The organism is Bacillota bacterium, from assembly GCA_024655925.1.
In the GTDB taxonomy this organism is placed as follows: Bacteria; Bacillota; DTU025; order DTU025; family JANLFS01; genus JANLFS01.
Genome location: JANLFS010000003.1, coordinates 29,224 through 47,021, shown reverse-complemented (window position 1 = coordinate 47,021; position 17,798 = coordinate 29,224). Strand labels below are relative to the sequence as shown.

The following is a 17,798-nucleotide window of genomic DNA, read 5'->3' as shown; positions in this document are numbered from 1 at the left end:
AGAAGCATCCTCACCACTACAAGGACTGCGATCCTCTTGATGATGATGAGATCCATTAGCCAGAAGAGCTGACCGCTGAGCATGATGATGACAAAGGCAGATATTGCGAGGAAGAAAGGGCCCAGGAACTCCCGGACGAGGTATCTGTCGAGAATCCGCATACCGCACTTACCTCGCTAAAACGCGACTTCCAGCCCGAGCTGGTGGGTGTTGCCCAATCTCCCTCCCAGGAAAGCGTAGTCCAAGGAGACCCGGCCGACTTTGAGCCCCAGCCCGCCGGTGACCGCTCCGGGGGTGTCGAAGAGGCGAAACCCATAATACCCTGCCCTGATTGCCAAGCCGTCAGTGACCCACTTCTCCACGCCGAACCGCCCGGTGACTCGGTTCCCAGTCTCTGCAAGATCGTAGGCGTCCAGGGCAATTACTGTGGTGTCGTTGGGACGCACGGCCAGCCCGGGCCGGATGTTTGTGATGGCATCGGGGCCCGCGGAGAAATCTTGCACCAACAGGCCCAAGGAAAGCCACGGCCTGTACTGATAGAGGACTCCGATGTCAACCTTCACTCCGAGGGATGGGGCAATCAGCCCGGACCCTCCCTCTATCCCGTGCCGTTCCAGCCTGAAATTGCCCCCGGCCGAGAGGCCACCCCCGACCTCCCCCCCGATTGAAACCACCGCCCAGTCATCTCGGGCCACCAGACTCCCGCCGGCGCCCAATGTGGACAGTACCCAGCTCACCCCGACACCCCAGGTGTCAGAGACGCGGCCCGCCACGGCCGCGAAGGCATCGTAGTTGTAAGAGTACCTATTGTTCAGCGTAACCGTGAATCCAGCTCGGGCTGGCTCAAGCAAGGATACGCCCGCTGGATTCCAGTAGACCGTGGAGACGTCATCGGCCACCGCGACGAAGGCGCCCCCCATTGCCATTGCTCGAGCACCCACACACGCCTCAGCGGGTGAAATTGCTGACGTCAGCACCCCCGCGGCCAGCAGGACAAGCACAATGACGGCTGTCCGGGAGAATGCCGGTGCCGGTCTCCTATGCCTGCAGTCTCTCCCCACACCCGTCATCGTGACCCTCACCTCTCGCACCGATTTCGACGCACGTCTCAAATCACCTGCACGTGACGGGTGGAAGAAAGAAGGGGACGCGGAGCGCGCCCCCTGTGTAAGTCATGGTCAGACCCGGCGCTACTTCGTGCCTTTCTTCATGACCAGGTCGGTCAGGTCGATCCCGCCGAGATGAACGACATTGGTATCGATGACCACGTTCACACCCTTCTCTTTGGCAGCGGCTGCAATGGCATTCTCGAGCGCCTTGGCCGCAGGCTCCAGCTGAGTTCGGGCGTACTCGTTGTACTTGGTGTTGTACTGGTCGAGCAGCTGCTTCTTGGTCTCCTCATCCTGTCCTTCCGCCTTGGAGTTGAGTTCTTTCTCGAGAGCGGCCTTCTGCTTGGCGATGGCATCCCAGGCAGCCTTCATGGCTGGGAACTCCTGCTTAAGCTTGGGTCCGTCGATCTTGCCTATCACGGCTGCTTCGCCTGCGGCCCGGGAAACGGCCAAGTTGGTAAGGCCTGCCCCGACGCCGATCACGAGGGAAGAAATCAGTATGATTGCCAGAGACTTGGGAAGAGCCTTCAACATATGGGTCATCCTTTCTGTCGTTGAATGTCAACCTCATACGGGTGAGGCGCCGAGGGTGCGGCGCCTCACCCATTATACACCCTCAGAAGGGACAGGCGCTAGAAGGATTGCCCGAAACTGAAGTAGGTCTGTCCGCCGTTTTCTCCGATACCGTAGTCCAGTCGCAGCAGGCCGAAATTGGGTATCATCACACGGATGCCGGCACCATAGCCGACCTTGGTGTCCCCGATTTCGAAGCTGGAGCCTTGCTCCCACGCTTGCCCGATGTCGCAGAAGACTACGCCCTGAAGGTTCTTGACGATCCTGAACCGGTACTCTGCATTGAGGACGCCCATGCGGTCCCCGTGGAAATCCCCGTACTTGTAGCCCCGAATCGTCCCTGCTCCACCCAGCTTAAACTTCTCCTGCTCCGGGAGATCGCCGAAGCCGTACCCGGCAGCCAGCCGCGCTGCCAGTATGTGGCCGTCAGCTACCTGGACATACTTCGAACCCTCAGCCTCGATCTTGGTGAAGTTGTTGTCTCCTCCCAGAATCCCACCAGCATACTCCAGAGAACCGGAGAGCCTATGGCCTGAGCTGGGGTTCCAGAGATCGTCTCGCATGTCGTTCACGGCCGACAGGGTAAGGCTGCGTGTGATGCCGTCTTCAGGAACCTGGTCCTCGAAGGCTGGATCCGCAGCAGTGTTAATGGTGTTCTCCAGCTTGAGCTTGAGGAATGCCTTGGTGTTCAGGGAGAGTGTCCGGCCGATGGTGAAGTCCGCCCCTTTCCGGCGCTGAGTGTACTTGACCTGCTCACCCGAAGAGGGGTCCTCCGAAGACTGACCAAGTTCCGCAGTAGGCTCCAAAGTGAGTTTCTGCTCGGTCGCCCGGCTGTAGACGTTGAAGCCCATGGAGGTCTTGCCGGACCCGACCCACGGCTCGAAGAACCCGAACTGGTAGTTGCTCTTCCCCCCGCCGAATTCGGCCTTGACGTTGACTCTCTGCAGGTTCCCGAGGAAGTTCTGGTCGCCGATCTCGACGTAGCCTATGAACCCGTCAGCAGAGCTGTAAGCTACACCCAAGTTGGCGGTTCCGGTCTTGCGTTCGGTCACCACAAACTCAACCGAGTACTCGTGCTTCCCCTGAATCGGCTCTACCTTGGCCTCGACGTTCTCGAACGCTCCCAACATGTAGATCCGTCGACGGTCGTTGTTGATCTTGTTGACGTTGATGTGCTCACCCGGCTTTGTCTCGATTGTGCGCTGGATCACTTTCGTCTTGGTCTTCTCGTTCCCGCTTACCCGGACCTCAGCGACCGTCCACTCCACAATGTGTATGGTGAGGTCACCCGCGTCTGACAGAGTAGGTTCGATGCTGACCCAGTATCCCTTGTCCTGATAATACTTGCCGATAGCCTGGATGTCCTTGCGGACGGTAGCCGCATTTACCTGCGTGTTAACCTTAGAGCCCATCAATCCCAGGAGTTCCTCGGTCCCAATGAGCTGGTTCCCTGCTATGGACACCGATCGGAGATTCGGGAACTCGCGGACCATGAAGATGAGCTTGACACCGCCGAGATATGGCTCGGTGTTCGCGCCGAGGTCTGAGAACCACCCTAGGGCATCGATGGCCGTGAATGCACGGTTGATTGCGTCCTCGGTAAGATCGTCTCCCACTTTGATGGGCACAGCGCCCAGTATGGTCTCGGAATCGATCCGCTGGTTGCCATCTACATCGATCGCGGTCACCTTTCCGATCACTCCCGGGGCCGCGCTCGATACGCCGGCGAAGGCCAGGACCACTAGTAGGGCCGCCAGCACCGCGCCCACGGATCTCCTGGCAAGAGCTTGGATCAAAGGACTCCCCTCCCACGTCTTGCAATGTTCACCCATAAGCATCGGCTACGGCCGGATAGCGCGCCCGGACGTAGCCGGACTCAGAGTTTTGGATAGATGGTCGGAATCTCTATTCTACTCCCCGTACTGGTTTCCTTCCTCACGGTCTCTCGGGATGGGGAGGGTGTGATGTCAGAATCTGAGATGGATTCGATCACCCGTCCAAGGCTGTCCACAAGGAATAGACGCATTCGTGCCTCCATAAGTTTCATCATTATGTCATCCTCCCGCATCGGGGGGTCTGACTCTAGAGATATGCGCATCCTCCCGCCCGGCCCGCCGGGTGTTCCTGACACAGTGGCCGTTATATCACTTCCCGTGGTGTGGTCGCGCGCAACGAAGTGGAGTTCGGGCCTGACTCCTGAGTCTTCGGGGAAGTCCACCCACCCCTGTACGAGTTCGAACGGGGCACCGTACACTGTCACTTCTCCCTCGTCGACCTCGACCGTTCCTGTCACCTGGGGCTTGCTCATGGCGCCAGCCAGCTTGACTTGGCCAGGTCTCATGGATGCCCAGAACCCGTCACCTACCAGGCGCACGCCCTCTCCTATGCTCACATCAAGGTCGATATCCATGTCAGGGAGGGCACCGCCACCGGAAGCTGCGAGAGCAGTCACGTCCACCTGGGAATGGCGCAGGTCAACACTGCCCGCAACCCGTAGACGGTCGCCCCCGGGTGCGGTCACCCCTGCCAGGTCCAGCCTGGCGTCGGCGGTTCCGTGGATAAACTGGTGATGCAGGCGCACATTCTGGGCCAGGATTGTGAGTCTGCGCAGAGGCCCAATGAGAGTGATCTGGCCACCTCCGATGTTCCCCGCGAGCGAGCGCACCGTGACCCCGTCCTCCCCGACATCAATCTCCCCGGAAAGGTCCGTCACCTCCTGGGGCCATAATGCCGCTCGTATGGTACCGCCCGCGATTTCCAGTCTCGCGCGGATGGATGACTCCAGCCCCGCACACCGGTCCTCACGCGGCTGGAACCGCAGGCGGGCGCTCCAATCCACCCAGCCCGAGACCATCCCCGGAGCTCCGAGACCGGCGGAGAGAGCCTCCAGCCCATATCCGTCACCTTGCAGGTCAACTTCCAGCCCCGTGGGGGCGAGTCTGGCAGTGAGCCCTAGGGCCGTGTCGGGAAACACCACCGAGCCCAATTCGGCCGAGGTTACCTGCAGTTCGCCCTCGAGAATGGTCCCGGCCTCACCCCGGCCACCGGACCCCGAGAAGACAAACCCGACTCGCCACGCCTTGCCGCCGTCCGGGTTGAGGGAGACGTCGACCTGTGCGCCCCTCTGTAGCAAACCTGACGCTTCAACCGCTCCCCCAGGCCCGACGGTGATTTCCCCGGCGGCCTCCACTCCGGCCGCGGTGAATCGCACAGAGGAGAGCACAACCCTGTCTTCTCTGGCGTCGAAGGTCGCCTCTGCGGAATCGACTTCGGAGCCGCCGAGGTCGATTCCGAACAGGCGCAGCTCACCGTGGGCCCCGTACCCACTACCGTGTGGCGTGACGGACACCGACCCCGCCACCCGGCCGCCAAGCACTTGCCCGTCAAGATCACGGACTTCGAGAGTGTATGTGGAAGTGTCCAGACTGAGGACCGCAGTCAGATCTGTCAGTGCCAAATCTACAGCCCGGTGAATGAGTTCTCTGACACCGAGGTCCTCGCTGCCGGCCCGCGCGTACTCCAGGAACCGTGCGGAGATGGCCCAATCTCTGACGGAGGACCGGCTCTCCCGCAGGGAAGGAGCAGCACGTAGATCCGCCAGAGTGACCATGCCGCCTCCTTCAGGAGCCGGGACCACGATAGCCGCGTCATGTACCGTGAGGGTGCCGGAAAAACGGTTGGCCTCCCTCAACGAATGAAAGTCCTCCCGTCGTTCTGCAGGGGAATCCTGGGTGCCGGAGAATAGCTCGCCCGCGGCTATTCCCCAGTCTACCCGGACGCCGGATGCCACCACCCGCGTTATGCTGGCCAGGCCTCTTGTTCTCTTGCTGAGAAGGTCACGAAAGCGGTATTCCAGAGTCAGCCGGTCCAACCGTATGCCGTGTCCGGCCGATATGTCCGAAAGCGTGACTGATCTCAGGCCTGACGCAGTGACCCCACCCACCCGGACTTCAGAGACTCCGAGAACACGCCCGAGTTCGGCCTCGACGAAGCCGCGACCGAGGTCGATCAGTACATCATTCGAGAGCGCCACGGCCAGAGCCAGAAGAACGCATATTCCCAATACAGCTATAGCTGCGCGTTTCATGACCTTCACCGCGCGACATTTCTACGAAGAGCCCAGCGATCCTTTCGGCACCATGCAATGAAAAGCGTCCAGGGAGGGTAGGAGGTGGGAACAACGGCAGCGAGTGGGTACACGAAGCCGCTCCCCGCCTCCTGCAATGTGCCCCGCAGGCGGCGGGGAGCAGACGTTGACGGATGCCCCTAGACGGGCGAATAGTCGTCTTCAGGAGCCTCGATGTTCACGGTGACCCACTTGATCCCTTCGATTACCCAGTCTGTGACGGCTTTGGCCTTGGGGCACTCGGGGGCGGCAGGCTCCGAGCCATGCTCCGGCGGTGCGGCCTCTTTCGGGCTCCTTTGTGCCTGGCCGTCCCGGCGTGCCTGAGGTTCCTGAGGCTTGATATCTGGCTCCTCGGCAAGGTAAGGTTCTAGCTCAACCACGAGTTCGTTGTTGCAGTCGCGCGCTGAAAGCTCCTCGAAAAGGTCATCGAGGTCCATGTATATGAGTTCCTCGAACCCCATGGCTCCGGGCTTGAGACCTTCATCGTCGAGGAAGAATCCCCCGCCGCGGACGCACAAGGACAACTCCCCACCGGGGACGTCGGCAGGCACATCCAGCCGCAGAACCTTGGTGACTCGCGCTCCCCTGTAGGTACGGAGCGTCACCTCGACATCGACAGGTTCTCCCGGTTTCACCGATTCTTGCACGACCCGTGCCTGTTCGATCAAGGCGGTCTTGCGGGCAGGCTCGACTTCCACAGTGAGATGGACCTTGTCGATCCGCGCTCGTTCGGACGCATTCTCGGAGATTACGGCAATGATTCCGATAGACTCCCAGACACTTGCCGCTGAGACATCTCGCCTGCTGAAGAAGACATTGGACCGCTCGAAACTGGGCCGTCCGGACAGATCGATCTTGAGCGACGTCGTCGCGGTCCCCGGTCCTATGCGCTCTATCGACCCGTCCAGTGCAGCAAGGGCGGCTGCGCCGAAGATGTCGGCAATCAGGCTCTCTTCAGGTGCAATCAGTGTCGAGACTTTCTTCTCCCTGCCGGTTTCGCTGTCGATGACCTGCACTGTCGCTGGAATGGCAGCGGTGTCCTTGCCGAACCTTCCAGCAATTGCGTTCAACCTGTCCTGAGTGACTGTGCCTACAGGCTGGCCCGGAGTGGCCATCTTAAACGGCGTATTGTCAGACTTGATTGTCCCGTGAACGTAGGCGCTGCACGCGAACAGTTCCACCTGCCCGGTGCCGAGGAACGGGTGTCCGAAAGCGAGGAACCTTCCCCCGTCGACGTAGGTCACAGTACCGACGGCGGTCAGCTCTATGTCGCCCCGGGCGAGCTGCACACCTATGGATGATCCAGGAACCAATGGACCCGAAGCCACCTTCGCCGATACCGAGGGCGCCCCTCCCCCGGCCGGCACCGCCTTGAGCCCAAGGGAAGCGAGGGATGCCTCCAGCCGGGTGTATGCTCTTCCGAACACACCGGAAACCAAGACCGGCGTGGCCGCGGCTGCCCCGGCCGGGAGTCTCGATACCGTCTGGACGCGTTCGGGGTAACTGAGGACTCTCATCATGTCGGCTATGGGAGTTACCATCCCTACGAAGTGGTCGCTCCCGGGGAATACGTATGCAATAGCTCCTACGAGTTTGCCGCCGATATAGACCGGACTGCCGCTCATCCCGGCGGCAATCCCGCCAGCTCTCTCGATTGCAGGGCCTGACACCCGGATGAGGATGAGGTCCCCAAGGTACCCAGCGCCGGTGAGCACTCCGAGTATCTCCACGTTGAAATCCTCCGGAGTCGTGCCGGCGAAAACGGTGCGGCCGATTCCGGTCATGCCCTTTGAGAGTTCAGACACAGGAAGAGTGGCAACTTGAGCGGGTGCGGACCTCACGGGTGACTGCGCGGGGCTGGGAATCACGATGAGCACAACCGCGAGCAGAAGCGCGGGAACTAGTCGACGTGCAGTGCGAGTGGGGTACCTTGACAGCACAGGGAAACTCTCCTCTCATTCGGGATCCAGATAGCAGGGAATTCGCCCGCGGGGCGCGTTCTCCTGCATGTTACACGGATCTGCTCGCCACCACCATCCCTTCCCTCACTGCACGCCCGCGCATTCCCTCAAGGCCTTCGAGGAACTTACCGGTTCCACGCACTACACACGTGATGGGGTCCTCCGCGACGCAGGCCGGCACTCCGGTCTCATCGCTGAGAAGTCGATCGAACCCTTTAAGAAGCGATCCTCCACCGGTCAGGACGATACCTCGATCCGCGATATCCACCGAAAGCTCCGGAGGAGTGCGCTCCAGGACGCCCCTGACGCCTTCCACCATCGCCCCGATCGGCTCGGCGAGGGCGGCCGCCACATCGTCCGATGTAATAGTGACCACCCTTGGCAGACCCGTCACAAGGTCGCGTCCGCGCACCTCCATCCACAGGTCGCAGATGCCAGGAATCGCGGCTCCTATCCTGATCTTGATCTCCTCGGCGGTCCGGTCGCCGATCATCAGGTTGTGTTCCTTGCGTACGAACCTGATGATGGCGTCGTCGCACTTGTCGCCCCCGACCCGGAGTGAATCACACACTACAAGTCCTCCAAGAGAGATCACTGCGATGTCGGTGGTCCCTCCCCCGACATCCACGATTATGTTTCCTACCGGACCGGATACGTCAAGACCGGCCCCTATCGCGGCCGCCATGGGCTCCTCGATGAGAAACGTCTGCTTCGCGCCTGCCTCGACTGTGGCCTCAAGAACGGCTCGCCGCTCCACACTGGTGACCCGTGCCGGCACGCATACTGCTACCCTCGGTCTTAGCAGCGGGCGCTTCCCCGCCACCCGGCTGATCAGGTAGCGCAGCATAGTCAGTGTCACGTCATAGTCAGCAATGACACCGTCCTTCATGGGTCGGACCACTCTGTAGCACGAAGGGTTCCTTCCGATCATGTCCCTCGCCTGATCACCAACGGCGACCACACGTCCGGTCTCCTCATCGAAAGCCACCACAGACGTCTCGCGGAGCACGATCCCGCGGCCGCGCACATAGACCAGGACACTTGCGGTTCCAAGGTCGATTCCTATGTCCAGGCCGGACCAGAACATGCGTAGCCCCCCAGGCAACAGGAGCGACCGGCCAACTCCAATCGATGCCGGTCTTCCCAAGAACAGTCTCGTGTTGTTTCTATAAAGAGGAACCATTCCCTCTACCCCGAGGTCGTTCGGTACTTCTTCCGCGTGGCCTCCCCACCCCTGATGTGTCGCTCGGCCTTATTCTGATCCAAAATCTTCTTAATTTTCCGCGCAAGCTGCTTGTTTATTGAGGGAAGCCTCTCTGTGACATCCTTGTGAACGGTGCTCTTGCTCACATTGAACAGGCGCGCTGTCTGACGTACCGTCGCTCTGGTTTGGATGATGTGATCAGTTATCTCAAGCACGCGCCGGCGAATGTACTCCCTCATCCAGCGTCCGGCCTCCCCCCTGTCGTTTGCTAGATCTATATTCGTACAGGCGGGGAATATGCTATGGCTAGAACCGCTGGCCTACGCAGCCTATGGGGTCTCTCACCTCTCCGAAGCTCAGGACCTGGAAGAGAAGGACAGATCCGCCCGCGCTCCCCACTGGTCCGACTTCTCCAATGGGGTCTCCCTGAGACACTTCATCTCCTTCCCGGACCCAAGCCGAAGTCAGGTTGTCATACCGGGTCTCGAGGCCACCTGCGTGCCTAATCGTCACCGCGACACCCACTTGCGCGCCTCTTTGAATGCCAGTCACCTTCCCGGAGAGTGCTGCCCGGACGGTGGACCCCGGCGGGCAGGCAATCTCAACTCCCGGGTTAAACCTCCAGTCGGCGTAGACTGGATCACGCCGCCACCCGTACTCCCCCACGACCTTGCCTCTTACGGGCAACTGCATCTCCTCAGGGACAGGGGCAGTCTTGTTCTCAGCTGCCAGACTGGATCCCCCGTCTTGAGAGGCCGGGGCCTCAGACTTCCCGCCCAGCTCGTTCGATGAGCTCTCCAACGGAGAACTCCGGAGGGTCAAAGACGGTACACCAGCCTGCACCTGCATGGGGTAAGAGCCACGGGTCGCCCCTCGGACGACAGCCATGTAAAACCCTGCGGAGAACGATGCGGCGACAATCACGAGGGCCATCGCTGCCTTGAAGCCTCGAGTTCCCGGTGTCAACCAGCCGAGCCTGAGCTGGAACTTGACCCTGCGCATGAAATCACCCCGGGGTTAGAGTGTTCCCCGGGGCTTCCCTGGGTATGCAGCGTCTTCCTGTTCTACCGCTCAGGGCTGATTCTCTGGATCTGAACGCCGGTATAGTAGTGCTTGAGTATCTGGTCGAAGGTGGCACCCTGTCTTGCCATGCCGTCTGCACCGTACTGGCACAGTCCGACTCCATGGCCATATCCGGAGGTGGTGAACTCGATCTTGCCGGAACGGGCAGACACGCTCATTCTGGTGGATTTGAGGCCGAGAGCCCGCCTGAGTTCTGTGGCAGGTACGGACAGCCCAAAGACTGACACAGTCTTCGCCCGTGCGGTGGGGGTCATGGCTGGTATTTGGACCCCCGAAGCTGTAGCTGGAAGAGTGTAGTTCTGAAGCCCGAGTGCGGCCAGGAGCTCCGCCGGAGTCACCGATATGGTCTCGCGAAAGGTCCGTTCGGGCCGCTCATAGTCGCACTTGACAGAGACAAGATATGGGATGGGGCGACCCCAGACGTTGGCGGCATCCTCAGTGGCACCACCGCACGATGCGTGATACACCGCGTCAATGAGCTCCCCCTCATAGGTCATGACCAGGCCGGATGTGGCCTCGACTGCTCCCACGATCTTTCGGATGTTTCCTATGTAGCCTGCCAGCCCCCACCTTGCCATTAGGTCCTCGCGCGAACTCCACGCCTGACAGTGCGCGGCATCTGTGCAGACATCTGCGCCGGGGTGTGCGGGGCTCGGATCTCGTCTGTTCGCCGTAATCTTCTTCAGAGTATAGGTCCTGGCTGCGACGGCCTGAGCTTTCAACGCCTCGATCTCGAAAGCTGCGGGCATCTCCGCGGCCACCACTCCGACCAGGTAGTCTTCCAATGCCATCCTGACTAGTTCCCCCGTTGCCTGGTCGAGCATTGAGACGAGGATCTCCCCAGGCTGTTCCACCGCAAGTTGCCTTCCGATCAGGAATGCTATCGCACTGGGGATCCCAACAATCGCGAAAGCACACAATAGCGCCACTACACCCACGACTCTTACCACGTCCATACCTCCCCGACCGCCTGCAGGGTCTTGTACAGTGTATTCTGAGGTCAGCCCGGTAGAACGGGAGGTAGGCCTGAGAAAACCGAAAAGACACCCCAGGCTGGGTGTCTCAAGTGGATTGTCTCCGTGGGTCAGCTCGTGAATTAGACTGCCCTCGCGACATCCCCGGCCGACACACGTCGGACGTCCGCGCCTGCAGCTGCCAGTCTCACCTCAATCCTCTCGTATCCGCGATCCAAGTGAAAGACATCAGAGATCTCAGTCTCCCCGTCTGCTGCAAGGCCCGCAAGAACGAGCGCTGCTCCTGCCCGGAGGTCCGTGCACCTGACCTGCGCCCCGCTCAGGGACGTCTGACCGTCAATGAGAGCGGACCTCCCGTCGATCTTGATCTTCGCGCCCATCCTTACAAGCTCTGGGACGTGCATGAACCTGTTCTCAAACACCGTCTCCGTGATGACTGAAGACCCTTCGCACAGAGACATCAAGGACATGAACTGAGCCTGAGCGTCTGTGGGGAAGCCCGGGTAGGGCATTGTCTTCACGTCCACGCCGGTGAGCCTGCGGTCCGCTGTCACCTGCACCGTTCCTTCAGGGTCCTCTAGGACCTCCGCTCCCGCCTCCCGGAGTTTGGCTGCGATGGGTTTCAGGTGTTCTATGACCACATTGTCCACTGCGAGCGACCCACGAGTTATTGCCGCCGCCACCATGAACGTGGCCGCCTCAATGCGATCAGGTATGACCATGTGGTTGGTTGGGGACAGGCCCTCAACGCCCTCGATCTTGAGGACTGTGGTTCCTGCTCCCCGAACCTTGGCGCCCATGGAATTCAGGAAGTTGGCCAAGTCAACGACTTCGGGCTCTTGGGCCGCGTTCTCGATTGTAGTAACTCCGGACGCGAGGACCGCAGCCATCATTATGTTCTCTGTTGCTCCGACACTCGGGAAATCCAAATACACCCGGGCCCCAGAGAGTGATCGCGCGTGTGCCTCAATCTGCCCGAAGGACATATCTATCTGGGCGCCGAGTGCTGCAAACCCCTTAAGGTGAAGGTCTATGGGGCGGGAGCCGATGGCGCATCCGCCGGGCAGGGAAATCTTCACCCTGCCGGTTCGGGCGAGAAGCGGGCCCATCACAAGAAAAGAAGCGCGCATGGCGCGAACTAGATCGTATGGCGATTCTGCGGAAGACACATCAGATGCGTCGACAGCCACCGTGTTGCCCGTCCTCGATGTCCGGGCACCTAGGGCGGAAAGAACCCCACACATGGTGTCGACATCCCGCAGATCTGGGACATCCTCAATTCTCGAAAGCCCGGGAGCCAGGAGAGATGCTGCTATCACTGGAAGAGAAGCGTTCTTCGCTCCTCCCACGCGCACCCTGCCGTGAAGGGGTTGTCCACCCCTGATCACCAGTGATTCCACGCTACTCCCCCCATCGCGCAGCCGCAAACGACATGCTCCTGAAGGTAGTGTATCACCAGCTCAGCCCGGCATACAACTAGTAACATCTGCCGAGCCCCCAGGGTTTTCCGGGGAGTCACTCGTAAGTGAAGTCATGCGGGCGCTCACTTGTGAGCCCGAAATGATGAAGAATTCCCGCAACGATCCGGGCGGACGCGTGACCGTCCCCATAAGGGTTACGTGCGCAGGCCATATGGTTGTATGCTTCGGCATCTGTGAGCAGAATCCCTGCTTCCTCCAATACACCGTGTCTCGTGATTCCCGCCAGGCGTAGAGTCCCAGTCACGAGTCCTTCTGGCCTTTCCGTTGTGCGCCGGAGTACCAGGACAGGCTTCCCAAATGCGGGAGCTTCTTCCTGAAGACCCCCCGAGTCGGTCATCACCATATAGCAGGCCTTCAGCAGCCCCACCATGTCCGGATAGGAGACCGGCGGCACCAGGTGGCATCTATCCACTCCGGACAACTCTGCAAGGATCGTGCTCCGGACCCTCGGGTTCGGGTGCACCGGCAGAACTACAACAGTGTCAGTAAACCTCGACAGGACGTCCCTGATCGCTGCACAGATCTGGCGCATGGGCTCACCGATATTCTCGCGCCTGTGCGCAGTGACCAAGATGAGCCTGTGATCTGCCAAGTCGAGACCGGCCAAAGCGGGGTCGTCGAAACCGGTGCGCTCCGCGGCAATCTTCAAGGCCGCATCAACCACGGTATTTCCGGTTACGTATATCCGCTCTCTGGGGACGTTCTCCTTCAACAGGTTGTTCCGGTGCTCGACTGTAGGCGCGAAATGGATGTCGGACAACACGCCGATGAGCCTTCGGTTCATTTCCTCCGGGTAGGGATCGTACTTCCGGTAGGTGCGCAGTCCCGCCTCGACATGGGCCACTTGGACCCTGCTGTAAAACGAAGCGAGGGCACCTGTGAAAGCTGTGGAGGTGTCCCCGTGGACGAGCGTGATGTCGGGTTGCTCAGCCTCGATCACTTCCCGAAGGCCCGAAAGCCCCCTCTCTGCAATGTCGAACAGGGTCTGGTCGTCTTTCATTATGCCCAGATCGTAGTCGGGCGTGATGCCAAATACCGAAAGGACCTGGTCCATCATCTCGCGATGCTGGGCAGTCCCGACAGTCACGGACTTGATCTGCCCTGGATACCGCGAGAGTTCCAGGACGACGGGAGCCAGTTTGATCGTGTCCGGCCTCGTCCCGAAGACCGAGAGGACCTTGAGCATCTCAGCGCCCAACCTTGTGCCCGTGCCTCGGCCCCGTCCTCAGGATCCCGGATCTCTCACCTACGAAGATCAGTGCACCGAACACGGTCACGACCCCTCCTATTCCGAGCCTGGGGTCCATTACGGCGATGCCGCACGCCGCAGCCGCCAGGAGCACACTGACCACATAGATAGTGAAAACCGCTTGCCTCTGGTTCATCCCACGTGCAAGCAATCTGTGGTGAACGTGGTCGCGGTCCCCCACAGAAACTGGCGCCCTCTTTTGAAGACGCCGCAGAATCGCAAACGCAGTGTCAAGAATCGGGACCCCGAGTACCAGGACAGGAATTACCAATGCTAAGGTCGCAGGCCTTTTCAGAGCGCCCATTGCGGAGACTCCGGCAATCGAGAACCCGAGGAACATCGCGCCGGCGTCGCCCATGAATATGCTGGCAGGGTTGAAGTTGTGAGGAAGAAAGCCCGCTGCGGCTCCCGCCACCGCAATGGCCATCAGAGCTATGGAAGCCTGGCCTTTCTCCGCCGCAACGAAGGCCATTGTGAGCGCAGCAATAGCTGAGACTCCCGCGGCCAATCCGTCGAGGCCATCAATGAAGTTCACGACGTTTACAAAAGCCACGACCCACAATATGGTGAGGGGAGCAGCTAGGCTGCCGAGGTATATCATGCCCCCATAGGGGTTGGTCACAAACTCGATCTCAACGCCGAAAGCCACCAGGACCATGGCCGCGACAACCTGGCCCATGAGCTTGACGAGGGGCTTGAGCTCGTAAATGTCATCAATGATACCTACTCCCAGGATGATGGCGCCCCCGGTCAGCAGACCAACGACGTTCCGGTCAGGCTTGAGGAAGACGAGAGCCGCCGCAGCGAAAGCCGCGTACATCGCGAATCCCCCGAGCAGAGGCACGGGCTGAGTGTGGATTCGGCGTTCTCTCGGGCGATCCACTATCCCGTGCTTGACCGCAAACACCTTCACCAACGGGGTGAGAACCCATGACACGACGGCCGCGAAGATCGCGACAACGAGGTATTTGGACACGTCAACGCACCCCTATACCAGCAGGATGGCACCTCCACCCATCTTAGTACTGGTTTTCATGCCTGTCAAGGGCCCGGACTACCTCAACTTTCGCCTCCTTCAGCAGACCATACGCCATTTCGTCAGGGTACTCGCCACCGAACACCACCTTCGACACTCCCGCGTTGATTAGCATCTTCGCACATACAACGCACGGCTGGTGGGTGCAGTAGACCGTCGCATGGGCGATCGCCACTCCGTGGAGGGCGGCCTGGATGATAACGTTCTGCTCTGCGTGTAGTCCTCGGCACAGCTCGTGCCGCTCCCCTGCGGGGACCCCGAGCGTCGTCCTGACGCACCCCACTTCCGAACAGTGCTTCAGCGAGGACGGTGCTCCGTTGTACCCCGTGGCGAGTATCTGTCGGTCTCTGACCGCCACCGCGCCCACTTGCCTTCTCAGGCACGTGGACCTCTTCGCCACAACCCTGGCGATCTCCATGAAATAGTCGTCCCAAGCCGGCCTGAAGAGGCCCGATGGTTCGTCCACCTCAGCCAACGCGCCCCGCCTCACTTTGTTCCGAACAGTCTGTCACCGGCGTCCCCCAGACCGGGCACTATATAGCCGTGGGAGTTCAACCTCTCGTCGATGGCTGCCACGTAGATCTCGGCATCCGGATGTGTCTCCTGCACCAGCTTAATACCCTCTGGCGCGGCTATGAGGCAGACCAACTTGATGTTCGTGGCACCACGGTCCTTGGCGAATTGAATCGCCGCGCAGGCCGAGCCGCCCGTTGCGAGCATTGGGTCGAGGAGGATCAGCTCACGATCAGCCACGTCAGGAGGGAGCTTGCAGTAGTACTCGACGGGTTTAAGGGTGTCAGGATCCCGGTAGAGGCCGATGTGCCCGACCTTTGCGACGGGTATGAGGTTCAGGACTCCGTCCACCATTCCGAGGCCGGCCCTAAGAATAGCCACTACACCGACCTTCTTGCCGGCAAGTTGCCAGCCGACTGCAGGCCCTATGGGGGTCTCCACCGTTATGGACTCGACCGGCATGTTGCGTGTGACCTCGTACGCCATGAGCATTGCTACTTCAGAGACTAGCTCGCGGAAGTCCTTCGGCCCGGTGTTCTTGTCGCGAATAAGCGTTATCTTGTGCTGGATCAATGGGTGGTCTATAACGTGGACCTGTGCCAAAATCAGCACCCCCGGTGACTTCGTTCTATCTGTCCTATCTTGTCAACACGCTCCGCGTGACGACCTTGGCCAAACTCCGTGGCCAGCCATACGCTGACAATGCGCACTATCGCCTCGGTTGCATGGATCCTGGACCCGATTGCAAGGACGTTGGCGTCATTGTGTTGCCGAGACATTCTTGCAGTGTACTCGTCATGGCACAGGGCGGCCCTCACACCGGGGACCTTGTTGGCCGCAATCGACATCCCGATTCCAGTCCCGCATATCAGGATCCCACGATCGTACCCGCCTGACGCGACAGCCTCACCGACAGCCCGTGCGATATCAGGATAGTCGACTGGGTCAGTCCCGTATGCTCCGAAATCCTCGAGAACATGCCCTTCCTCTCGGAGCCTGGCGAAGAGCTGGGTCTTCGCGTAAAATCCCGCGTGATCCGATCCTATCGCGATTCTCATGATGTTCCTCCAGTCTGCAGCAGATCCAGGACACCCTCGAGAGCGGAGCGGATTTGGTCCCGCGTGCGCCTGTAGTCGTCTATCGATCCCCCTATTGGGTCACCTATGTCGGAATCGCCAATTGGGCGAGTCTTATTCGCGGCGGACGGATCGATCTCAAGAACCAAAGGGACCTGACAAGCCTGCATGGTGAGAATGAGGTCTGCACCATCGATCATCTTCTTAGTGAGTCGTCGTGCGACATGTCCGGATAGATCCAGGCCCAATTCGGCTACGGCCGAAACCGCGTTAGGGTTCGCCGGACAGCCGTCACACCCAGAAAGGCCCGCGGAAGCAACCGTGACATCCTTAGCGGTCTCGGGCAGTCTCTCGTCAACCAACCGGCGAAGAAGCACCTCAGCCATCGGGCTTCTGCAGGTATTCCCCGCGCATACCATCAGGACGGTCTTGGCCATGGCTCTCACCTGCTGACCTCAAGACTTCGCTACTACCCGACTATTTCCTGTCGGGTTCGAGAGATTGAATTATCCGGCCTCCTGCCGCCCGCATGAGACGGTTCATGACAGCGAGGCCCATCCCAGTGGTGGCATACGACTCGGCAAGTATCACGTCAACTGACGCGCAGTCGATCTGTCTCATGCAGTCAAAGAGGACCGACGCGATGCCAGGCAGGTCCTCTCGGGATCCAACCACAACGCTGACGGCACCAGCCGGGCTCCCCGCACAGCGGTCCTTCAGTTCGCGAGCGGTCTCCGCGGAAATGAGCAGACCCACTCTCCGCCCTGCCGCTGTCTCAGCCGCCACGCGCTCGCCAATCACCCGCACCTGCCAGGCATGCTCGCCGATGAACAGCCACAGGTCTGCCTTGGGGGCGTAGTGGCGGTACTTCATGCCTGGAGATCTGGGCGGTTCACATGCCTGCTGCCCGCGGTCTGAAGCCACCTCGATCCGGGGAACGACCGTGCGAAGGGCCTCGATAGTCGCGCCTCCAGGCCTCAACACCAACGGCGGATCGGAGGTCATGTCCACAACAGTGGATTCGACCCCTATGCCCGCCGGCCCTCCATCTACAACCATTTGTATTCTGCCTCCGAGGTCTGACAGGACGTGAGCCGCGGTGGTGGGACTCGGGCGACCGGAGACGTTTGCACTTGGAGCAGCCACGGGAATCCCCGCCGCCTCGATCAAGGCAAGGGCGACCGGATGGGAGGGCATGCGCACGGCAACCGTATCTAGCCCGGCGGTGACCTCATTAGGAACAGCGCCAGACCCCGGCAGCACCATCGTGAGAGGGCCTGGCCAGAACGCCTGGGCGAACGCGAACGCTTCCGGAGTGGTCGTGGAGACCAGTGGAGGAAGCTGTGCGAGTCTGGAGATGTGGACTATCAGCGGGTTGTCCATGGGCCTTCCCTTCGCCCTGAAGATCCCGGC

Annotated in this window: 17 protein-coding genes; all 17 read right to left on the bottom strand. The window is 60.4% G+C overall.

What is annotated here, in order from left to right; translation table 11 throughout:
* Positions 1-176 precede the first annotated feature (176 nt).
* Entirely contained in the window at positions 177-926 is a 750-nt protein-coding gene (locus tag NUW23_00875) for a hypothetical protein (protein ID MCR4424733.1), read from the bottom strand.
* 264 nt (positions 927-1,190) lie between these two features.
* Positions 1,191-1,643 carry an OmpH family outer membrane protein gene (locus tag NUW23_00870; protein ID MCR4424732.1) on the bottom strand — a complete coding sequence of 151 codons (453 nt, stop codon included), beginning with the start codon at positions 1,641-1,643 and terminating at the stop codon, positions 1,191-1,193.
* Positions 1,644-1,741: 98 nt separating this feature from the next.
* Positions 1,742-3,478, bottom strand: coding sequence for a BamA/TamA family outer membrane protein (locus NUW23_00865; GenBank protein MCR4424731.1), 1,737 nt, complete (start codon positions 3,476-3,478; stop codon positions 1,742-1,744).
* A gap of 80 nt (positions 3,479-3,558) precedes the next feature.
* Positions 3,559-5,769: a translocation/assembly module TamB gene (locus tag NUW23_00860; GenBank protein MCR4424730.1), complete on the bottom strand. Its 2,211-nt coding sequence runs from the start codon at positions 5,767-5,769 to the stop codon at positions 3,559-3,561.
* Positions 5,770-5,948: 179 nt separating this feature from the next.
* A complete protein-coding gene (locus NUW23_00855; protein MCR4424729.1) occupies positions 5,949-7,748 on the bottom strand; it encodes a hypothetical protein in 1,800 nt (599 codons plus the stop codon).
* A 70-nt stretch (positions 7,749-7,818) separates the two neighbouring features.
* On the bottom strand, positions 7,819-8,856 hold the full coding sequence (locus tag NUW23_00850) for a rod shape-determining protein (protein MCR4424728.1): 1,038 nt from the start codon (positions 8,854-8,856) through the stop codon (positions 7,819-7,821).
* 101 nt (positions 8,857-8,957) lie between these two features.
* The gene (spoIIID, locus tag NUW23_00845; protein MCR4424727.1) at positions 8,958-9,212 is read right to left on the bottom strand and encodes a sporulation transcriptional regulator SpoIIID; all 255 of its coding nucleotides are present in this window, start codon (positions 9,210-9,212) and stop codon (positions 8,958-8,960) included.
* Positions 9,213-9,279: 67 nt separating this feature from the next.
* Positions 9,280-9,975, bottom strand: coding sequence for a M23 family metallopeptidase (locus tag NUW23_00840; GenBank protein MCR4424726.1), 696 nt, complete (start codon positions 9,973-9,975; stop codon positions 9,280-9,282).
* A gap of 62 nt (positions 9,976-10,037) precedes the next feature.
* Entirely contained in the window at positions 10,038-11,006 is a 969-nt protein-coding gene (gene spoIID, locus NUW23_00835) for a stage II sporulation protein D (GenBank protein MCR4424725.1), read from the bottom strand.
* A 146-nt stretch (positions 11,007-11,152) separates the two neighbouring features.
* On the bottom strand, positions 11,153-12,430 hold the full coding sequence (murA, locus tag NUW23_00830; GenBank protein ID MCR4424724.1) for a UDP-N-acetylglucosamine 1-carboxyvinyltransferase: 1,278 nt from the start codon (positions 12,428-12,430) through the stop codon (positions 11,153-11,155).
* A gap of 115 nt (positions 12,431-12,545) precedes the next feature.
* Positions 12,546-13,697, bottom strand: coding sequence for a UDP-N-acetylglucosamine 2-epimerase (non-hydrolyzing) (gene wecB, locus NUW23_00825; protein MCR4424723.1), 1,152 nt, complete (start codon positions 13,695-13,697; stop codon positions 12,546-12,548).
* Position 13,698: 1 nt separating this feature from the next.
* Entirely contained in the window at positions 13,699-14,736 is a 1,038-nt protein-coding gene (locus NUW23_00820) for an undecaprenyl/decaprenyl-phosphate alpha-N-acetylglucosaminyl 1-phosphate transferase (GenBank protein MCR4424722.1), read from the bottom strand.
* A gap of 43 nt (positions 14,737-14,779) precedes the next feature.
* Complete coding sequence (locus NUW23_00815) at positions 14,780-15,271, bottom strand: dCMP deaminase family protein (GenBank protein MCR4424721.1); 492 nt, start codon at positions 15,269-15,271, stop codon at positions 14,780-14,782.
* 11 nt (positions 15,272-15,282) lie between these two features.
* Entirely contained in the window at positions 15,283-15,915 is a 633-nt protein-coding gene (upp, locus tag NUW23_00810; protein ID MCR4424720.1) for a uracil phosphoribosyltransferase, read from the bottom strand.
* Positions 15,915-16,367, bottom strand: a complete 453-nt coding sequence (rpiB, locus tag NUW23_00805; GenBank protein ID MCR4424719.1) for a ribose 5-phosphate isomerase B — start codon at positions 16,365-16,367, stop codon at positions 15,915-15,917. Before rpiB ends, upp begins: the two co-directional genes overlap by 1 nt.
* Positions 16,364-16,822 carry a low molecular weight protein arginine phosphatase gene (locus NUW23_00800; GenBank protein ID MCR4424718.1) on the bottom strand — a complete coding sequence of 153 codons (459 nt, stop codon included), beginning with the start codon at positions 16,820-16,822 and terminating at the stop codon, positions 16,364-16,366. Before NUW23_00800 ends, rpiB begins: the two co-directional genes overlap by 4 nt.
* 40 nt (positions 16,823-16,862) lie before the next feature.
* The coding region (locus tag NUW23_00795) for an L-threonylcarbamoyladenylate synthase (GenBank protein MCR4424717.1) at positions 16,863-17,798 on the bottom strand (936 nt) is incomplete at its 5' end.